This is a genomic window from Acidovorax sp. FG60, from assembly GCF_057808995.1.
In genome coordinates this window covers 113,279-131,022 of record NZ_JBMDJC010000007.1, presented here as the reverse complement: position 1 = coordinate 131,022, position 17,744 = coordinate 113,279, and the positions used below count along the sequence as shown (strand labels likewise).

Sequence of the window (17,744 nt, the reverse complement as noted above, 5' to 3'; positions counted from 1 at the left end):
TCTGAGGCCTGACCGGGCGGCTTTGTTACGGCGATGTTACCTGCCCGTCACTGCCATGCCGTGTCAGCGTACATCCCGTTGCAAACCCGGGGTTGACGCGCCAAAGCCCTGTGCGATGTCACAGTTTTGGGGCCGATGGGACTGGATTCGAGGCCAGCGAGCTGCCGGCGGAGGTGGACGGTGCAGGTGAGGGCTCCGTCTGCTGTGCCATCTTCAGCCGCAGCAGTGCGCGCACAAAACCGTGGTCCGATCGGGTCCTGTCACGTCCTTCGTGCAGGTGGTCGTTGAAGTAGTCCACGCGCCGCACGTCGCCCATGCTGTTCCTGCCGTTGTGCACGAATTCCTCGCTCACCAGAATCTGGTCCAGCACGCTGGGCGAGCCTTGGTGGATGTGTGAGTACGCGACATCCTTCTTCAGCGCTGCATCGCCCTGCAGGTCGTAGGCATTGAACAGCGCGACATCGCGTGCCGAGCGGTCGTAGGCGATCTCATTGGTGGCGCAGATGAGCTGTGTGGTGACGCTGTCGGGCGTGTCGTTGAAGTCGCCCAAGACCACCAGCGGCACGCTGGTGCGGTGCAGCAGGTCGATGACCAGGCAGCGCAGCGCCATGGCTTCGGCGCCCCGCATGATCAGCGAGCGCAGCGATGCCAGCGCCATCACCTTGCGGTCGTCCCGGTCTTCCGTGGGGTTGCCCTGTGCATCCTGCAGGAACTTGGGCCGTTTGGATTTGAGGTGGGCCGTCAGTACGTTCAGGCTCTGTCCGTGTTTCATGCGCAGTGTTGCAACCAGAGGCGGCCGTTCAAAGCGCGTGTGCAGGCCCAGGCCCGGTATTTCTACCTGGAAGCCCGGGGGAAATTCCGCAAACGACTGCAAGGCATCCACCTTGAGCCGTGTCGCAATGCCGACCCGGGGCGTGCCTTGTGCTCCGGTGCGCGTCGCATCGTTCTCCGCCCCGGGTACCGCCACGAAGTCGTAGCGCAGGCCGCTGCGGCCGAGGGCGCCCTTGAATGCTGCGTCGTCCCACACCTCTTGTACTGCCAGCACGTCGGCATTGAGCATGCGAAACCGGTCGCCCAGCCAGGTGAGCTTGCGATCAAACTCCGTCTGGCTGTAGGGGTCTTGGTTCTCGTAGAACAGGCGGCCAGGATTGACCAGGTTGAGCACATTGCAGGTGGCCACCATCAAAGTGGCCAGGGGCTGGGGGAAGTCGTTGGGGCGCATAGGCCACAGCATCGCACAGGCAACTGCAGTGGACTGGGGAGGAGGTCAGAAGACCTGCAGCGCGTTGCCTGACAGGACGTGCAGCCCCGAAGGCCGCGTTTGCACGGCATGGACAAGCGCTCGCGCCACATCGGCACCGGGGCGGGCGCGGTAGCTGGCGGGGATGAGCGGGTCCAGCAACTTGAAGGCCTTGATGGACAGGGACTCGGCGGGGCGCGCGGCCTGGCCCAGAGCCCGGCGTTCACCCAGCAGCAAGGATGGGCGCGCGATCACGAGCGTGTCAAAGCCCAGGCTTTTAAGCGCCTGCTCGACCTCGCCTTTGATACGGTTGTAGAAGATGCGGGAATTTGCGTCTGCGCCCATGGCGGTCACTACCCCGCAGCGGGTGGCACCTGCCGCCATCGCTGTGCGCGCGGTGGCAATGACCGCGTCGTGGTCCACCGCGCGAAAAGCCTGCTGGCTGCCGGCCGCTGCGATGGTCGTCCCCAACGTGATGTAGACATCATCTACATGTGGCAGGCCCGGGACCGCGGGCTGGGCACCCAAGGCCGCAAAATCCACAGCGTGCAGGTGCAGCCGTGGATGCGTGATGTCCGGCATGTGCCGACCAAGGGCATACAGCGCATGCACCTCGGGTGGCAGCGCTTCGCCCGGCGCTGTGCCGGTATGGGCTGTGTTTTTGCCTACCGACGGATCAGCGGCCAAAAGAGCCGCGAGAACCGCCCGGCCCACGAGACCCGTTGCCCCGGCCACCAGAACCACCCGTGCCTCCGCCATAGCCGCCACCTCCACCGTTGTTGCCACGATAGCCACCACCGCCACGGCGACCGCCGCCGCCCAAGCTGTCCACGCTGGTGCGCATGGGATCTGGCTGGCCGCCAGCGCCGCCGCCTGCATGGCTGGAGTTGCGATGGCCTGGGTTGGCATGGCCCATGTGCGTGCCCAGGTGGGCATTCGCGCGTGGGGGTTGCGAGTCGTCGTAGCGATTGCCGCCTTCGTAGCCGCCGCCTCCGCCACCGGCGCTGCCGCCGGAGCGGCCGCGTGCAGGTGCCTGGCCGCCAGCGCGTGCGCCGCCGCCGCCCTGGGCGCCACCGCCACCACCGGCACGGCCACCGCGCGGACCATTGCCGCCACCGCCCGCTGCAGCAGGGGCACCACCGGCGCGGCCACCACGGGCACCACCGCCGCCACTGCGGGGGCCGCGGTCACCGCCACCGCCGCCGCCAGCACCCTGGCCGGCCTTGTTGGTGCGGATGCGGTCCATCATTTCGCTGCGGGCTGCCTTGGCGGCTGCCTGCATCACGTCACGGCTCGGGGGCTTGCCTGCACCGCCCCAGATGGTCTGGCGGCCCATGGCGATGGGCTCTGCCTTCTCGCCCGCGTCGGGGCCGAAGCCTTCGATGATCTGGACCGGGATCTGCTGCTTGGTGAAGCGCTCGATGTCCATCATGAAGCCTTCTTCGTCCATGCAGACCAGGCTCACGGCTTCGCCGGTAGCGCCAGCGCGGCCCGTGCGGCCAATCCGGTGCACGTAGTCTTCAGAGACGTTCGGGATTTCGTAGTTGACGACGTGCGGCAGGTCGTCGATGTCAATGCCGCGCGCTGCAATGTCGGTGGCCACCAGAGCGCGGATTTCGCCGCTTTTGAAGCCTGCCAGTGCCTGGGTGCGCGCGCTCTGGCTCTTGTTGCCGTGCAGGGCCATGGCCTGCACGCCGTTCTTGGTCAGGAACTCGGCCACATTGTTGGCGCCAAACTTGGTGCGGGTGAACACCAGCACCTGGCTCCAGTTGTGCTGCTGGATGATATGCAGCAGCACCTGCTTCTTCTTGCCGCGGCCCACGGGGTGAATCACCTGCGAGATGCGCTGCACGGTGGTGTTGCTGGGGGTGACCTGGATGCTCTGAGGGTTCTTGAGCAGGGTGTTGGCCAGGTCGCGGATTTCATCGCTGAAGGTGGCCGAGAACAGCAGGCTTTGCTTGTCCTTGGGCACCAGGGCCAGCACCTTCTTCACGTCGTGGATGAAACCCATGTCCAGCATGCGGTCGGCCTCGTCGAGCACCAGCACCTGCACGGTCGACAGGTCCAGGAAGCCCTGCTGCTGCAGGTCCAGCAGGCGGCCGGGCGTGGCCACCAGAATGTCCACCCCGCGCTTGACGCGGTCGATCTGCGGGTTCATGCCCACACCGCCGAAGACGACGGTGGAGTTGATGTCCAGGTATTTGCCGTATTCGCGCACGGATTCTTCCACCTGGGCGGCGAGTTCGCGGGTGGGCGTCAGCACCAGGGCACGGATGCCCTTGCCACCGAACTTGTTCTTGGGGGCAGCGCTTTGCGAAAGGCGGTGCAGCATGGGCAGGGTAAACGCGGCGGTCTTGCCGGTGCCAGTCTGCGCGCCAGCCAGCAGGTCGTGGCCTGCGAGCACGGCGGGAATGGCCTGGGCCTGAATGGGCGTGGGGGTTTCGTAGCCCGTTTCGTGCACGGCCTTCAGGATGGCAGGAGCCAGGTTCAGTTCGTCAAATGTCATGTCTTTGGATGCGCCCGTCCGGGGCGCTGGGTATCGGCCTGTCGTGCAACCGGGAGGTTGTCGAGCCAGTCTCAAGCCGATGAGGTTCAAGAGTGGGAGCCTGGAAGTTGATGCTTCCTTCGTCCCCAGCAGTGTGCTGATGTGGCGGGCAACTGGAGCCCGCTACGGTGGGTATTGTCGCATGGCCCGATAATCTCGGTTTGCACGCAGAATTTCTGCTCATTTTTGCAGGTTTGACACTCAATGGCCCAATACGTTTTTTCCATGAATCGCGTCGGCAAGATCGTGCCGCCCAAGCGGCAGATCTTGAAAGACATCTCCCTGAGCTTCTTCCCGGGCGCCAAGATTGGCGTATTGGGGACTAACGGTTCGGGTAAGTCCACCCTCCTGAAGATCATGGCGGGCCTTGACAAGGAAATCGAAGGCGAGGCCATCCCCATGGCCGGCCTGAACATCGGCTATCTGCCCCAGGAACCCCAGCTGGACCCGACACAAACCGTGCGGGAGAGCGTGGAAGCCGGCATGGGCAAGGTTTTTGCCGCCAAGGCCCGTCTGGAAGAGGTCTACACCGCCTATGGCGCTGAAGATGCCGACTTTGACGCGCTGGCCGCCGAACAGGCCGAGCTGGAAGCCATTATTGCAACGGCGGGTACCGACTCCGAACACCAATTGGAAATCGCCGCTGACGCGCTTCGCCTGCCCCCGTGGGACGCCAACATCGGCGTGCTCTCCGGTGGTGAAAAGCGCCGCGTGGCCTTGTGCCGCCTGCTGCTGTCCAAGCCCGACATGCTGCTGCTCGACGAGCCTACCAACCACTTGGACGCCGAATCGGTGGACTGGCTGGAGCAGTTCCTGCAGCGCTACTCCGGCACCGTGGTGGCCATCACCCACGATCGCTACTTCCTGGACAACGCCGCCGAATGGATTCTGGAACTGGACCGTGGGTCCGGCATTCCGTACAAGGGCAATTACTCCGACTGGCTGACCCAGAAGGGCGCCCGTCTGGAAGCCGAACAAAAGGGTGAGGAAGCCCGCGCCAAGGCCCTGAAGAAGGAGCTGGAATGGTCGCGCCAGAACCCCAAGGCCCGCCAGGCCAAGAGCAAGGCCCGTCTGGCCCGCTTTGAGGAACTGAGCGATTACGAATACCAGAAGCGCAACGAAACGAACGAAATCTTCATCCCCGTGGCGGACCGTCTGGGCAGCCAGGTGATCGAGTTCAAGAACGTCACCAAGTCGTTTGGCGACCGCGTGCTGATCGACAACCTGAGCTTCAACATTCCTGCAGGCGCCATCGTCGGCATCATCGGGCCCAACGGCGCCGGTAAGTCCACGCTGTTCAAGCTGATTGCGGGCAAGGAAAAGCCGGACGCGGGGGAGGTCGTTATCGGCTCCACCGTCAAGATGGCCTTTGTGGACCAGCACCGCGATGACTTGTCGAATGACAAGACCGTCTGGGAAGACGTATCGGGCGGGCTCGACATCCTGAACGTGGGCAAATTCCAGATGGCCAGCCGCGCCTACTGTGGCCGGTTCAACTTCAATGGCGGCGACCAGCAAAAGAAGGTTGGCATGCTCTCAGGGGGGGAGCGCGGTCGTTTGCACCTGGCCAAGACCCTGATTGCGGGCGGCAACGTGCTGATGCTGGACGAGCCGTCCAACGATCTGGACGTGGAAACCTTGCGGGCTCTGGAAGACGCGCTGCTGGAATTTGCCGGCACGATGTTGGTAATCAGCCACGATCGTTGGTTCCTGGACCGGATCGCCACCCACATCCTGGCGGCTGAAGGTGACAGCCAGTGGACGTTCTTTGACGGCAATTACCAGGAGTACGAGGCCGACAAGAAGAAGCGCCTGGGTGAAGAAGGGGCAAAACCCAAACGAATGAGGTTCAAAGCCCTCAAATAAGGCGTCAGGTCAAGTAGCATTGCATCTGGAAACCTGTTGTCCGATCGATTCCTCCCCACCATGTCCCAGACTGCTTCTCGTTCGAGAACTGTTTTCCGCGCCTGTGTCGTCAACGCCGTGCGCGGCGGCGAGGCGTTGATGCAGGAATTGGTCAAGGTCACGCAAGGGGCCCTGACGGGTGAGGAGTCTGTCGTCCGCAATATCCAGCAGCGCAATCTGGTCAGTGACAGCCTGCGCTTGCTGAACCAGCATGAAGCTGCGCTGGTCAAGGGTTATCCCATGGCCCTGCTGGAGATTTTTGCAGAAGGTCCCGCTGCCAAAGGCCGCAGTTCTGCCGAGGACACCGGCATGGACTTCGGTGAACTCTCGCTCATGGATGAGAACGAGATGCAGGCGCAGGTGGAACTGTCCAAGGCGCAGCAATCGGCGCTGCATGCCACTGATGCGGTGCTGGCCGAACTCAACACCCTCGTCAGTTCCGCACAGGGCTTGCGCAGTGTGCAACCCGAGCGCAACCCGCTGCGCCCCGAAAGTTATATCCGCGCTCTCCAGCAAGTGGTGGGAGACACTGGTGTATCGCCCGAAGTGCGCCAGCTGTGGATGCAGCACATGCGCGACCTGTTGGGTAAGTTGCTGGTGGATGAATACAAAAAAACGGCTGCCAGCCTGCGCGAACATGGTGTTCAGCCCGTGGGCTACGCGGTGCTCGGCACGCCCGGCGGCAACGCGGGTCGTGGCGGTGGTTACGGCGGCCCCGGCACCAACACCGGCATGGGTACCGGCTATGGTGGCGGGTACTCCGGCTATGGCAACTCGATGGGCGCGCCCATGGGGGACTATGGCAACACCGGCTATGGCCGTGGCATGGGGCCCTCCACTGGCTGGAGTGGCGATTCCCTGCAATCGCCGATGGCGCCAGCCGCAGAAGAAGCATTGTTGACGGTGGGCATCCTGCGCCAGATGTTGGCTGGCGGAGATCCTTTTGATCCACGCGCATATGGCGCCATGCCTTCGCAGCCGGTGGCTTTGCAGCCTGCGTGGGGTGTGCCTCCTGCGGGTGGGGTTGTGGCGGGTGCCCAACCCATGCCGCAAGGCGGTGGTTACTACTCTGTGGGTGCAGCGGCCGAGGCCATCGAGGACATGGCCCAGCTCGAACGCTTGGTGGGAAGGCTTGCCAGCGGCAGCCAGGCAGCTTCGCTGTCGGCGCCTTTGACGGGGTGGCGGGGCCCGGGTGTGGCTCCTGTGGTGTACGCGGCCATGCCGATGGAGGCGGCCACCCAATCCCCGGCCATGGCCATTGAGGTGGTTGGCCGCATGATGGAGAACATTGCCCAGGATGCTCGCCTTCTGCCGCCCGTGCAGAAGGCTGTGAAGAGTTTGGAGCCCGCACTCAAACAACTGGTGACACACGATGGGCGTTTTTTCACCGATGGCACCCATCCCGCGCGCCGTTTGCTGGATGAGCTGACGCAACGCAGCCTGGCGTTTACCGCAGAGGCAACTCCGGGGTTCAGCAGTTTCATGCGCTTGGTGCAAGGGGCGGTGGAGCACCTGACTGCCAACGAAATCAAAGATGCAGGGCCTTTTGATACCGTGCTCAAGGCCCTGCAGTCTGCCTGGGAGACTCAGGAGCAGAAGATCAAGGCCCATCAGGAAGCGCAGCAAAAAGCCTTGCTCCAAGCGGAGCAGCGGGAAATGCTGGCCGAAAAGACTGCGGCCGACATCCGCAGGCTGCCTGATCTGGAGAACGTGCCTGCCGATGTGCTCGATTTTGCCGCCGGCCCATGGGCGGATGTGATCGCCTTGGCGCAGGTGCTCAAGGGCGGAGATGGGCAGGATGAGGACCCCGGTGGCTACTTGGCGCTGGTACCTGTGCTGCTATGGAGCGCCCAACCCGACCTGACCCGCCAGGAACCTGAGCGCCTGAACGAGGCCATTCCCGGCCTGCTGGCCAAGCTGCGCAAGGGGCTCAAGACCATCAATTACCCCGCTGTGCAGACCAGCGCCTTCTTGCAGCGTTTGGTGGGGCTGCATCAGTCGGCCTTTGAAAAGCCAGCGCCCGCACCTGTGGCGGCGCCTCAGCCAGAACCCGAGCCGGTGGCCCAAGAAGCAGCCCCTGCTGAAGCGCAAGCCTCCGCTGTGGCCCCCGAGGACAGTGTTCAGGCGCCCGTGGATGCGCCCGATCCCTACGCTGACTTTGTAATTGGCGCATGGGTCGAGCTGGTCACCAACGGCCGGGTCGTCCGCACGCAACTTACCTGGGCCAGCCCACACGGTACCTTGTTCCTTTTCACAGCACCCGATGCGAGCACGCAATCCATGACCCGGCGAATGCGCGACAAGCTGGCTGCGGACGGCTCCTTGCGGGTGGTTCCGGCAGTGTCCTCCACGGTCCGTGTTCTGGACGCTGTCTCAGCGGGGTCGTCCCGGAAGGTGACCAGCAGCGCCCCTTCCTCCAAAGTTGCCCCGTTGGGCTCCAAGTCTTCCAAGACACGCTAAGAGCGGCTCACAAAACCCAGCGCAACGGCCCTGGCTAGGCGTTACGTCGCAGGCAGTACAAACGGTACGACAGGACGCAACGACGATGCCAGGGGAGTTTTGTTAGCCGCACTAAGTTGCGGGCGCCTTCCGGGCGCTCCAAAACACATTCGGCCGTTTACCTCGCCTGCTGCCTGCAGAAAAGAGGCGTTCAACTCAGCGGTGCACTCAAGTGCGGAGCAACTTTTTGCGCACCAGGTGAATGTGATTGCGCAGCGCGTACAACTCGTCTGCGTAGGACAACGGTACGCTCACTTTTTCAGCCTGTGCCTCCAGCGTATTGAGGGCCTTGAGCAGCTCGGCGGCGTCAATGTTGCCAGCCTCCATGTCGTTTTCAATCTCACGAAGCCGGCCATACCAGCGGAAAACGCGTGATCGCACCCTGAACTGGTACAGCGGTGGCACGACGCGCGACAGCGGGAGCATGATCGCCAGCAAAATGCCCAGTACCAGCCACATGCGCTCAATCAGGTTTGCCATCCAGAACGGCAGGTAGCGTTGCAGCATCGGCACCGGCTCGTTCATGGCCCGGTCGCCTTCTTTGGCAATCGGAAGTTCGCTATTGCGTGAGTTGGGGAACTCGCGGGCCCGGTTGAACCAGCCCGATCCGCCGTGCAGTTTCTGCGCATTCTGCGCAAACAGGGTGAGCAGGGCAGGGTGCGTGGCATCGCGTGCCAGCAGCGAGGTGGTGGATGCCACCAGGCGCACATCCCGCGTGGGCACGTTGGCCGCCAGGTCCACCACGCCGCGCGGCAATGTGACCGGAGTCAGGAACGGAAACCGCCGCGCATAGGCCTCGTGCTGGGCAAAGTCCAGCAACTGCACGCCGGGTGTCTGCAGCAGCATCTGCACCATCAGCGATTCGGGGGCCGAGGCGAACACCAGCGCATCAAGTCTTCCCGCCAGAAATTCCACGGTGGCTGGCGTCTGCTCCAGCCGGGACATCTGCACCGCACCAGGCGCCACCTTGTTGGCGTCGAGCAGACGCTCCATCAACTTGGGCACGCCACTACCGTCCGAGCCTACATTGACCCGCCAGCCACGCAACTGCCGCAGGCTGTCGATGCGCGGCGTGTGGTACACACGTTCTGCAGTCTCCGCACGATAGAACAGCCACACGGGCTCCACAAAGAGGCTGCCCAGAGACACCAGCTCGTCGGCATCATCGGGTTGCAGTTCGGCCGTGCCACCCTGCACAAACGCCACATCGGCCTTGCCTTCTCGCAACAGCTGCAGGTTGTGCGAAGAGCCGTCGCTGGGCAGCAACCGGACTTCGATGCCATCCACCGCCAACGCCTTCTGGTAGCGCTTGCCAAACTCCTCGTAAGCGCTTTGCGCCGGGCCTGTGGCCAGTGTCACGGTTTTGGGTGGGTTGGGGTTGAGCCACCAGTACGCCAGCACCAGCAGTCCCACCGCCAGAAACGCGAGAGGACCGGCCGACACGATCAGATCGCGCAGAGAAAGCAGGGTATTGCGGAAAGCCTGGGACATGGAATAAGTGCTGAACATGGGGTGGAGCAACCACGAGGCCTCTGCGACCATCCGAGGCCCCGTGGTTGTTCATGTGGCTGTGGCGTACGCCCTCCAGGCACATGGGGCCAGGAGCGACAAGGAGTTCCTGAGATCTATGGCTTGCTGCCGCGCCGCTGGCGCTCGTAAGCCACACATTCCGAAAGGGAGAGCTGGTCGTCCTGATCGGTATCCGCCGCGTCGAAATAGGCCATGCGGCTTTCAACGACTTCCTTGAACGACAGCTTGCCGTCGCTGTCCGTGTCAACGGCTGCAAGTCGCTTCAGGCGGCCTTTGCCCATGCGCGGCACCTGGGCCAGGTCGGAGAGCTGGACATGGCCTGTCGCATCGGGCGAGAGGTTGTGCCAGCCTTGCACGATGTCCCGGTGAAACTCTTCCAGAGACACCTTGCCGTCGTGGTTCAGGTCAGCAGACGAGCAGATCGCCTGGAGCCGGTTGGCGCGCGATGGTGCTGCTGGCTTCTGGGCCGTGGTGGTCACCTTGGGTGGGGATGTGGGGGAAGACACCGGGGCATCCGCTGCCTGCGCGGCGGATGCACATGCCAGAGCGAAGGTGCCTGCCGCCGCTGCACTGCACAGCAAGCGCATGGTGCGCAGAGCGTGTGGGGATTGGGTTGTGATCATCATTGGGCCCTCCTTACCACCACCAGCGTTGGCTGGGGCTGCGGTTGCAGGGCCAGACCATGGTGTGTGCGCCCTGGCGGACCCGGCCATCCTCCACGTCCAGGCATTTTCCGGTGAGCTGGCTCACGATCTGGCCGCCCCGGGTGGCCCAGCTTTGGCTGCGCGAGCCTGAGCACGACCACAGCACCACCCGTGCGCCATCGCGCGGGTCGCCACGGTCCACGTCCACGCACAGGTCGCGTACCCGGATCTCACCCCCGCGCCCCACAGCAAACCGCTGGGACGCGGTGCCGTTGCATTCATACACCTGCAATGAGGTGCCTGGCTGGAACTTGCCACCCCGCACGTCCAGGCACAGGCGGCCGTCCACGCGGACTTCTCGCCCCCAGTCGCCACCTTGGCCGGGATAGTCCGGGTACTCGGGTCGCCGGTCGTTGTCGTGCCGGTTGTGGTTGGCCAGCAGCGCAAGGCCCGCGATGGCAGCCACCGCGGCCACAGCTGCGCCAGCGTTGGACCCACTGCTGTTGCCAGAGGCGTAGCTGCGGGTAATCTGGAAGCGGCCGCCACACCCCCCGTTGGTCCACAGTTCCCGGTTCGTCAGGTCATAGCCCCAGGTGCGATTGAAACGGCAAGCCCCCTGTGTCTGTGCGCTCAGGTCCACCTGTGTGGTGTCGTCCGGCAGGCGATAGGACGTGTAGCCACCGTTGGATTGCAGGTCCACGAACTGGTCCTGGGCGATGGCGGCTTGGGTATTCAGGAGCAAAGGCAGGCACAAAAACCAGCTGTGCCGCAGACGGTTTAGGTCTTTCATGAATTCTCCTTGTCGCGATTGATAGGGTGGCAAGACTGGCGCGTGGGGGCCGCGGTGCGCTGCGGGCGTGTTCTGGCGGCTGAGCCCTGCGCCGTGTGGGCATCATATGGGCTCATGGGCCATGGCCCCATGACCATTGTTTACCCCAACTCACCAGCCCACGGCAAGTACAAACCTTCCGCCGTGGTGATGGACCGCGCCGCGCGTGCCGCGCGTGCCGTGGCAATGGCCGTGGCCTCGGCCGCCATGGTGGCCAGCACCATCATGCCCAGGCTTTTGCCTGCGCGGCCAGTGCCCAGGCTGAAGAGCGTGTCGCCGTCCGACATGGTGTGCACCGGGTTGATGCTGCGCGCCAGGCCGTCGTGGGCGGCCACGGCCAGGCGGTGGGCCTGCACCTTGGTGATGACAGCGTCGGTGGCCACCACGCCGATGGTGGTGTTGGTGCCCGCCAGCAGGGGCTGGGGTGGGTCGCCGCGCAGCAGGGCACGGCGCGTGTCGCGCAGGCGCAGGCCGTCGTCGGTGCGGGCGCCTGCAATCACTTGTGCGGTGTCGGGGTCGATCACGTCACCCAGGGCGTTGCAGGCGATGAGTGCGCCCACCGTCACGCCATCCACCGTGACAGAGGCGGTGCCAATGCCGCCCTTCATCGCGCGCTGGATGCCGAAGATCTTGCCCAGTGCCGCACCCGTGCCCGCACCTACATTGCCCTCGGCCGGGTCGGCGGTGGATGCCGCATCGCACGCCGCGTAGCCCGCCGCAGCGTCGGGGCGAATGTGCATGTCGCCCACCAGCAGGTCAAACAACACGGCAGCAGGCACGATGGGCAGGCGGCCCACGGCCACATCGAAGCCGATATTGCGCTCTTCCAGCCAGCGCACAGCGCCAGTGGCGGCATCCAGCCCCCAGGCGCTGCCCCCGGCCAGCATGATGGCGTGCACCTTGTCCACCAGGTTGGAGGGATGGAGCAGATCGGTCTCACGGGTGCCGGGTGCTGCGCCCCGTACATCCACACCGGCCACGGCGCCTTCGCGGGTGATGATGACGGTGCAGCCCGTGGGACGGCGGGTTTCGGTGAAGTGACCGACCTCGATGCCCGCCACGCGGGTGATGCTGCCAGCGCTGCCGGCCAGAACGTGTTGAGAACTCATGGCCGTCGATTATGGTGCCCGGGCGCACGAGCTGGTTTGTGCGACGTCAGTCAGCCGGCAGGGGGATCACGGGGCCTTTTCGATCTGCTTGACGTGGTAAGCGCCATTGACCTGCTCTGCCCGAAAGCGCACCTTGTCACCCGGTTTCATGTCACCCACCACGCTGGCGTCCGCCACGCGGAACACCATGGTCATGGGCGGCATTTCCAGGTTCTTGATCTCGCCATGCTTCAAGGTGAGGCGCAGTGTGCGCGGGTCCCAGCGGGTGATTTCGCCTTCGCTCAGTTCCGCTTGGGTCGCCGACGGGGCCGGATGGTGGCTGTTGTGGCTATCGGAGGCTGCAGCGGTGGGGGCTTGCGCCAGAGCGGGCCCTGCGCCTAGGAGAAGCAGGCTGACGACCAGTGGGATGTAAAGGATTTTCATGTCGATGCCTTCTTGTTGTAGCTTTTGAAAACACGGGTGCTGCCGTCGCGCGCCACCAGCAGCACGTCGTACGGGTCACGCCGGTCGCCATACGCAGGGCCGTCCATGCCCGGCGAGCCCACGGGCATGCCGGGCACCGCCAGGCCCAGGGCCTTGGGCTTTTGCTGCAGCAGCGCGCGCACGTCGCTGGCAGGCACATGGCCTTCCACCACATAGCCGCCGACGAGCGCGGTGTGGCACGAGCCCAGCTTTTGCGGCAGGCCCAGCCGTGCGCGCACGGCGTTGTTGCCGGTGGCGTGCACCTTCACGGCAAAGCCGTTGGCCTGCATGTGGTCCACCCAGTCCTGGCAGCAGCCGCAGTTCGGGTCTTTCCACACCTCCAGCGGTGTAGTGGTGTTGGTGGCTGCTCGGGACAGGCCGGGCAGCAGGGCGACGGCTACACCCGCACCCAGCAAAGGCAGTGCGGTGGTGAGCCATTGGCGTCGTGCAGGGTGGGCTGCGGTGGATGCGGAGCGTGGATTGCGTGAGTTGGTCATGGCGTGTCTCTCCTGGCGTTATGGGTTGCGCGGCAGCACAGTGATGGTGCCGGTCATGCCGGCCTGGTAGTGGCCGGGGATCAGGCAGGCAAAGTCAAAACTCCCGGCGCGGTTGAAGTGCCACACGATGTCACCGGTCTTGGCCGCCGCCACGTGGGCCATGTAGGGCTCGTCATGTTCCATGCCGGGGTGCTTTTTCATCATCTCGGCGTGCTGGTTCAGCTCGGCCTTGGTGCCGATCACGATCTCGTGCAGCACCTTGCCCTTGTTCTCGGCACGCAGCCGCACGGTGTCGCCCTCGCGCACTTCGATGTGATTCGGCGCAAAGCGCATGTCATCGCTCATGCGGACGGTGATGGTGCGGCGCACAGCCTTGGCGTCGCCTGCGATGCCCCAGTCCTTTTGCTCCTTGACCACCGGGCTGTTCGATGCGGTGTGATGGGCGTTTTCATGGCCAAAAGAGGTGCTAGCGCTTATCCATAAAGCGCAAGCAGCTATCAATTTAATAGTATTCATGGTGTGTGCTGATGGGGAGGTTCAGTGCTGGTGGCCGCTGGCAGCGGGCTTGCGTGCGCTCGCTGCGCCGGGCGCGGTGCCTGGGGTGTCTGCGCGGGCGGGGCGTGGTGTGCTGGCGGGGGCACCCTGCCATTCGTAGGCCACCGTGCCCGCAGGTTGCTTGAAGTCACCCGGGTCGCGGTAGTCGCCCGCAGGCTGGTCGGCCCGCACCTTGAGCGTGGTGAACATGCCGCCCATCTCCAGCGGGCCAAAGGGGCCGGTGCCGGTCATCATCGGGAAGGTGTTGTCCGGCAGCGGCATCTCCATGGCACCCATGTCGGCCATGCCGCGCTCACCCATCACCATGTAGTCGGGCACGATTTTCTGGATCTTGCCCACCAGGCCCCGGTGGTCCACGCCGATCATGGTCGGCACGTCGTGCCCCATGGCGCCCATGGTGTGGTGGCTCTTGTGGCAGTGCAGCGCCCAGTCGCCCAGCTCGTCGGCAATGAACTCGACCTGCCGCATCTGGCCCACGGCCACGTCGGTGGTCACCTCGGGCCAGCGCGCACTTTTGGGCACGGGGCCGCCGTCGGTGCCGGTCACTTCAAATTCGTGGCCGTGGATGTGTATCGGGTGGTTCGTCATGGTGAGGTTGCCGATGCGCATGCGCACGCGCTCACCCTGCCGCGCCACCAGCGGGCTGATGGCGGGGAACACGCGGCTGTTCCAGCACCAGATGTTGTGGTCCAGCATGGTGTTGACCTTGGGGGTCATGCTGCCGGGCTCCACGTCAAAAGCGTTGAGCAAAAACGCGTAGTCGCGCTGCACCTTGGCGATGTGCGGGTGCGCGGCCTTCGGGTGGGTGATCCACAGGCCCATCATGCCCATGGCCATTTGCACCATTTCGTCGGCATGCGGGTGGTACATGAAGGTGCCGGGGCGGCGCGCCACAAACTCGTACACAAAGGTCTTGCCGGGCTGTATGGCGGGCTGGGTGAGTCCGCCCACGCCGTCCATGCCGTTGGGCAGGCGCTGGCCGTGCCAGTGGATGGTGGTGTGCTCGGGCAGGCGGTTGGTGACGAAGATGCGCACGCGGTCGCCTTCAACCACCTCGATGGTGGGGCCGGGGCTCTGGCCGTTGTAGCCCCACATGTTGACCATGAAGCCGGGCGCCACCTCGCGCACCACGGGTTCGGCCACCAGGTGGAACTCCTTGACGCCTGCGTTCATGCGCCAGGGGGCGGTCCAGCCATTCAAAGTGACCACCGGGTTGTAGGGGCGGCCCGTGGGCGGGTGCTGCGGCGGCGCGGTGTCGGCGCTGGACTGCATGGCGGGCTCGGGCAGCGCGGCCAGGGCCACGCGGCTGACGGAGGCTGCGGCCACTGCCGTGGCGGCGCCGGAGAAGAAATTGCGGCGGTTCATGTCAGTGGCCTTGTGGGGTGGTGGAGGCTGCGGCGCCCGATGCGAGGCCCTGCAGGGCGCCTGGCGATGTGCCGGTGAGTGCGAGCTGCAGATCGGTCTCGGCCAGCCAGAAGTCGCGCTGTGCTTCGATGGCGTTGGCCACGGCCTGGGTGCTGTTGCGCGCTTCGGCCAGCATGTCCCACACACTGGCCAGCATGCCGTTGTAGCGCAGGGTGGTCTCGTCGCTGATGAGCTGGCGCAGGGGTACCACCTCAGCCTGCTGCTGGCGTGCCAGGTCGAGCGCGGTGCGGTAGGTGAGCCAGGCGGCGCGCACCTCGCTGCGGGCGCGCACGGCGGTGTCCTGCAGCTGGGCGGCACTTTGCTCCACCTCGGCCTGGGCGCGAGTGCGGGCTGCGCCGCCCCAGTCGAACAGGGGCAAAGGCAGTTCCAGCTCCCAACCCCGCGTGATCTCGCGGTGGCCGCCATCCCGCTCGGTGGTGGTGTTGCGGCTATAGGCCAGGCCGATGTCGCCAAACACGGCGCCTGCGCGGCTCCAGCCCTGCCGGGTGGCCTGGGTGTCGAGCTGGCGGCGGGCCGCTTGCACATCGAGCCGTTCGCGCAGCGCGGTGGCTTCGATGCCCTCCGCGGGCAAGGCGCTGGCGGGCAGGGGCGGCAGCTGGTTGGCCAGCTGGTACTGCGTCTGCAGCCCCCACACGCCCATGCGGCGGTTGAGCTGCTCGCGTTCGGTGGCTGCGGCAAGGCGGGCGCGGGCGCGCTGGCGGGTGGCCTCTTGCAGCACGGCCTGCTCGCGGGCCTGCTGCAGGCGGCTCCAGTTGCCCACCTGCACCATGCGGCGGGCCAGCTCGGCACCGGCCTCGGCCGCCTCGACCATGCGGTCGTGGGTGGCGGCTATTTGCTCCGCGGCCACGGCACGCAGCCAGGCGCGGCGGGTGTCGGCAGCAAGCGTCACCACGTCCTGCGCGGCTTGCAGCGTCGCGATCTGCAGGCGCTCGGCCTGGCGCGCGGTGCGCCAGGGCAGGGTGATGAGGTCAATCAGGCTGAAGGCCAGGGTGCGCTCGATTTCGCGCTCGTGGCTGTTGGTGAATCTCCCCAGTGCAAGGTGCGGGTTGGGCAGGGTAATGGCCTGCACGCGCTCAGCGTCGGCCACGCCCAGTGCGGCCAGGCGGGCTTGCAGGCCGGGGTTGTGGAGCAGGGCAATGCGCACGGCAGCGTCTTGTGTCAAGGGCTGTGCCAGCCAGCCTTCGACGGATTTTGCTGCAGAGGCGCGGGCGGCAGGGTCTGCTGCAGGCAGGCTCGCTTGCACGCCCCCGGTGCGGCCCGCAGCGAGAGTGGCGACGTCACCGCGCAGGCCATCGGGCGAGACACTGGCGCAACCGGCCAGTACGGCTGCAGCGGCCAGCAGGCAAAGGCGCGGGGACAGGTGTGGAGAAATGTGCGGCATTTGGGCGGGGAGGTTCATGGCTTGCCTCCCGGTGCGTGGTGGCGTTGATGCATCGGCGTGGGTGAAGCGGACTGGCCGTTGCTGCTGCTGCTGCTGCTGCTGCTGCCGTGGTGCCCGTGGTGATGACGGTGGGGGCTTTTTTGCCCTTCGACGGTGGACGGGGGTGTGGCGGGTTGGGCGCTCTGCCGAGCCTCCCAGGCGACGATGTCGGCATGCCCCCTGGGAAAGGCAGCCACCGCCTCGTGCGCCTCGCGCCATGACCGGGGCGATGGGGGCGCGCCGGGCAATGGGGGTTGTGGGACGAGGGCGGGGTGAGCCAGTGGAGCCGTCGAGGCACCAACATGGGCAGCGTCGGCAGCCGGTGCCAGAGGATGGCTGGGTGTGGGAGCAAGGCCCTGGGCCAGCGAAAGCAGCGGTGCCAGCAGCACAAGGCAGGCGGTTCGCGGGGGCGATGAAGCGTGATACGGAAATGAAGCAGGCGCGCGCATGGCGATCTCCAGACAACGGACGAAAAAGGTGTTGCGCTACCGCCCGGGCCACCCTGTTTCAGGGGTGCTCAGGCTGGGGCAGACGCACTTCGGGCGTTGGAGATCAGGCGATGGGTGGTTTGATGGTCAGTGCGGGAGGCGCACTGTCAAACCGTGCAGACGCCGTGGGCAGCGCGGTGCCCGGGCGGCGGAGAGTGCAGGACGCTGCCGGGGCGGCGTCGAGCATTGCCGAATGGCAGATTTCGCAGGCGGAACATGCGGCAGAGTGGTGATCGTGTGCAGCGCATCCCACCAGTTCACCATCACACGCGGATGCCGCAGCAGCATGCACGGCATGGTCATCGTGATGGGCGATGGTGTGACTGCCTTCCTGCATTTCTGCAGCCACGGCCTCTGTGGCCTGGTCAGTCCTGTGCTCTTGTGAGGTAGGGTATGCCGCTTCGGCTGCCACCAGGTGGCTGTGCTCCTGCGCATGCGGCGCGCTAGCAGGAAGCAGGGGCGGCAAGACCCCGGCGGCCATGGCGGTGCCGGTAAGTCCCCGCAGGACCAGCACCACCATCAACACGAAATAGAGGCCGCGACGCATGTCCCAATGATACGGCGGCACGCCTCAAGGTTCCCAAAAGGTTACATCT

General features: G+C 65.3%; 15 protein-coding genes. 2 read left to right on the top strand and 13 right to left on the bottom strand.

What is annotated here, in order from left to right:
• Positions 1-118: 118 nt before the first annotated feature.
• The 3 genes from ACODS0_RS12380 to ACODS0_RS12370 are packed head-to-tail and all read right to left on the bottom strand — an operon-like array spanning position 119 to position 3,746.
• Positions 119-1,234, bottom strand: a complete 1,116-nt coding sequence (locus ACODS0_RS12380) for an endonuclease/exonuclease/phosphatase family protein (protein ID WP_488835253.1) — start codon at positions 1,232-1,234, stop codon at positions 119-121.
• A 33-nt stretch (positions 1,235-1,267) separates the two neighbouring features.
• A complete protein-coding gene (locus ACODS0_RS12375; RefSeq protein WP_488835251.1) occupies positions 1,268-1,927 on the bottom strand; it encodes a Rossmann-fold NAD(P)-binding domain-containing protein in 660 nt (219 codons plus the stop codon).
• A complete protein-coding gene (locus ACODS0_RS12370) occupies positions 1,917-3,746 on the bottom strand; it encodes a DEAD/DEAH box helicase (RefSeq protein WP_488835249.1) in 1,830 nt (609 codons plus the stop codon). The genes ACODS0_RS12375 and ACODS0_RS12370 overlap by 11 nt, the downstream gene beginning before the upstream one ends.
• Before the next feature lie 243 nt (positions 3,747-3,989).
• On the opposite strand from ACODS0_RS12370, the gene ettA reads away from it, so the two are divergent.
• Positions 3,990-5,651: an energy-dependent translational throttle protein EttA gene (ettA, locus tag ACODS0_RS12365; protein ID WP_055400762.1), complete on the top strand. Its 1,662-nt coding sequence runs from the start codon at positions 3,990-3,992 to the stop codon at positions 5,649-5,651.
• A 60-nt stretch (positions 5,652-5,711) separates the two neighbouring features.
• Positions 5,712-8,150 (top strand): DUF1631 family protein, encoded by a 2,439-nt coding sequence (locus ACODS0_RS12360; RefSeq protein WP_488835246.1) that lies wholly within the window; start codon positions 5,712-5,714, stop codon positions 8,148-8,150.
• A gap of 207 nt (positions 8,151-8,357) precedes the next feature.
• On the opposite strand, the gene ACODS0_RS12355 is transcribed toward ACODS0_RS12360, so the two are convergent.
• From ACODS0_RS12355 to ACODS0_RS12310, 10 genes are all read right to left on the bottom strand, one after another.
• Positions 8,358-9,680, bottom strand: coding sequence for a TAXI family TRAP transporter solute-binding subunit (locus ACODS0_RS12355; RefSeq protein ID WP_488835244.1), 1,323 nt, complete (start codon positions 9,678-9,680; stop codon positions 8,358-8,360).
• Between the two features lie 134 nt (positions 9,681-9,814).
• Positions 9,815-10,345: an EF-hand domain-containing protein gene (locus ACODS0_RS12350; protein WP_488835242.1), complete on the bottom strand. Its 531-nt coding sequence runs from the start codon at positions 10,343-10,345 to the stop codon at positions 9,815-9,817.
• Between the two features lie 10 nt (positions 10,346-10,355).
• Positions 10,356-11,153, bottom strand: coding sequence for a lectin (locus ACODS0_RS12345; RefSeq protein WP_488835240.1), 798 nt, complete (start codon positions 11,151-11,153; stop codon positions 10,356-10,358).
• A gap of 140 nt (positions 11,154-11,293) precedes the next feature.
• Complete coding sequence (locus ACODS0_RS12340) at positions 11,294-12,301, bottom strand: P1 family peptidase (protein ID WP_055400754.1); 1,008 nt, start codon at positions 12,299-12,301, stop codon at positions 11,294-11,296.
• 66 nt (positions 12,302-12,367) lie between these two features.
• Positions 12,368-12,724 (bottom strand): copper-binding protein, encoded by a 357-nt coding sequence (locus ACODS0_RS12335; RefSeq protein WP_488835238.1) that lies wholly within the window; start codon positions 12,722-12,724, stop codon positions 12,368-12,370.
• Positions 12,721-13,260, bottom strand: a complete 540-nt coding sequence (locus ACODS0_RS12330) for a DUF411 domain-containing protein (protein WP_488835236.1) — start codon at positions 13,258-13,260, stop codon at positions 12,721-12,723. The genes ACODS0_RS12335 and ACODS0_RS12330 overlap by 4 nt, the downstream gene beginning before the upstream one ends.
• An 18-nt stretch (positions 13,261-13,278) precedes the next feature.
• Positions 13,279-13,776, bottom strand: coding sequence for a cupredoxin domain-containing protein (locus ACODS0_RS12325; protein WP_488835234.1), 498 nt, complete (start codon positions 13,774-13,776; stop codon positions 13,279-13,281).
• A 21-nt stretch (positions 13,777-13,797) separates the two neighbouring features.
• On the bottom strand, positions 13,798-15,180 hold the full coding sequence (locus tag ACODS0_RS12320; RefSeq protein WP_436129984.1) for a multicopper oxidase family protein: 1,383 nt from the start codon (positions 15,178-15,180) through the stop codon (positions 13,798-13,800).
• A gap of 1 nt (position 15,181) precedes the next feature.
• The gene (locus ACODS0_RS12315; protein ID WP_488835232.1) at positions 15,182-16,639 is read right to left on the bottom strand and encodes a TolC family protein; all 1,458 of its coding nucleotides are present in this window, start codon (positions 16,637-16,639) and stop codon (positions 15,182-15,184) included.
• Between the two features lie 573 nt (positions 16,640-17,212).
• Complete coding sequence (locus ACODS0_RS12310) at positions 17,213-17,695, bottom strand: hypothetical protein (protein WP_488835230.1); 483 nt, start codon at positions 17,693-17,695, stop codon at positions 17,213-17,215.
• Positions 17,696-17,744 lie beyond the last annotated feature (49 nt).

Coding starts and splice junctions, on each gene's coding strand:
- ACODS0_RS12325 (WP_488835234.1), bottom strand. CDS start 13,776: ATGAATACTATTAAATTGATAGCTGCTTGCGCTTTATGGATAAGCGCT.
- ACODS0_RS12340 (WP_055400754.1), bottom strand. CDS start 12,301: ATGAGTTCTCAACACGTTCTGGCCGGCAGCGCTGGCAGCATCACCCGC.
- ACODS0_RS12335 (WP_488835238.1), bottom strand. CDS start 12,724: ATGAAAATCCTTTACATCCCACTGGTCGTCAGCCTGCTTCTCCTAGGC.
- ACODS0_RS12370 (WP_488835249.1), bottom strand. CDS start 3,746: ATGACATTTGACGAACTGAACCTGGCTCCTGCCATCCTGAAGGCCGTG.
- ACODS0_RS12360 (WP_488835246.1), top strand. CDS start 5,712: ATGTCCCAGACTGCTTCTCGTTCGAGAACTGTTTTCCGCGCCTGTGTC.
- ACODS0_RS12380 (WP_488835253.1), bottom strand. CDS start 1,234: ATGCTGTGGCCTATGCGCCCCAACGACTTCCCCCAGCCCCTGGCCACT.
- ACODS0_RS12350 (WP_488835242.1), bottom strand. CDS start 10,345: ATGATGATCACAACCCAATCCCCACACGCTCTGCGCACCATGCGCTTG.
- ACODS0_RS12320 (WP_436129984.1), bottom strand. CDS start 15,180: ATGAACCGCCGCAATTTCTTCTCCGGCGCCGCCACGGCAGTGGCCGCA.
- ACODS0_RS12345 (WP_488835240.1), bottom strand. CDS start 11,153: ATGAAAGACCTAAACCGTCTGCGGCACAGCTGGTTTTTGTGCCTGCCT.
- ACODS0_RS12355 (WP_488835244.1), bottom strand. CDS start 9,680: ATGTCCCAGGCTTTCCGCAATACCCTGCTTTCTCTGCGCGATCTGATC.
- ettA (WP_055400762.1), top strand. CDS start 3,990: ATGGCCCAATACGTTTTTTCCATGAATCGCGTCGGCAAGATCGTGCCG.
- ACODS0_RS12315 (WP_488835232.1), bottom strand. CDS start 16,639: ATGAACCTCCCCGCCCAAATGCCGCACATTTCTCCACACCTGTCCCCG.
- ACODS0_RS12310 (WP_488835230.1), bottom strand. CDS start 17,695: ATGCGTCGCGGCCTCTATTTCGTGTTGATGGTGGTGCTGGTCCTGCGG.
- ACODS0_RS12330 (WP_488835236.1), bottom strand. CDS start 13,260: ATGACCAACTCACGCAATCCACGCTCCGCATCCACCGCAGCCCACCCT.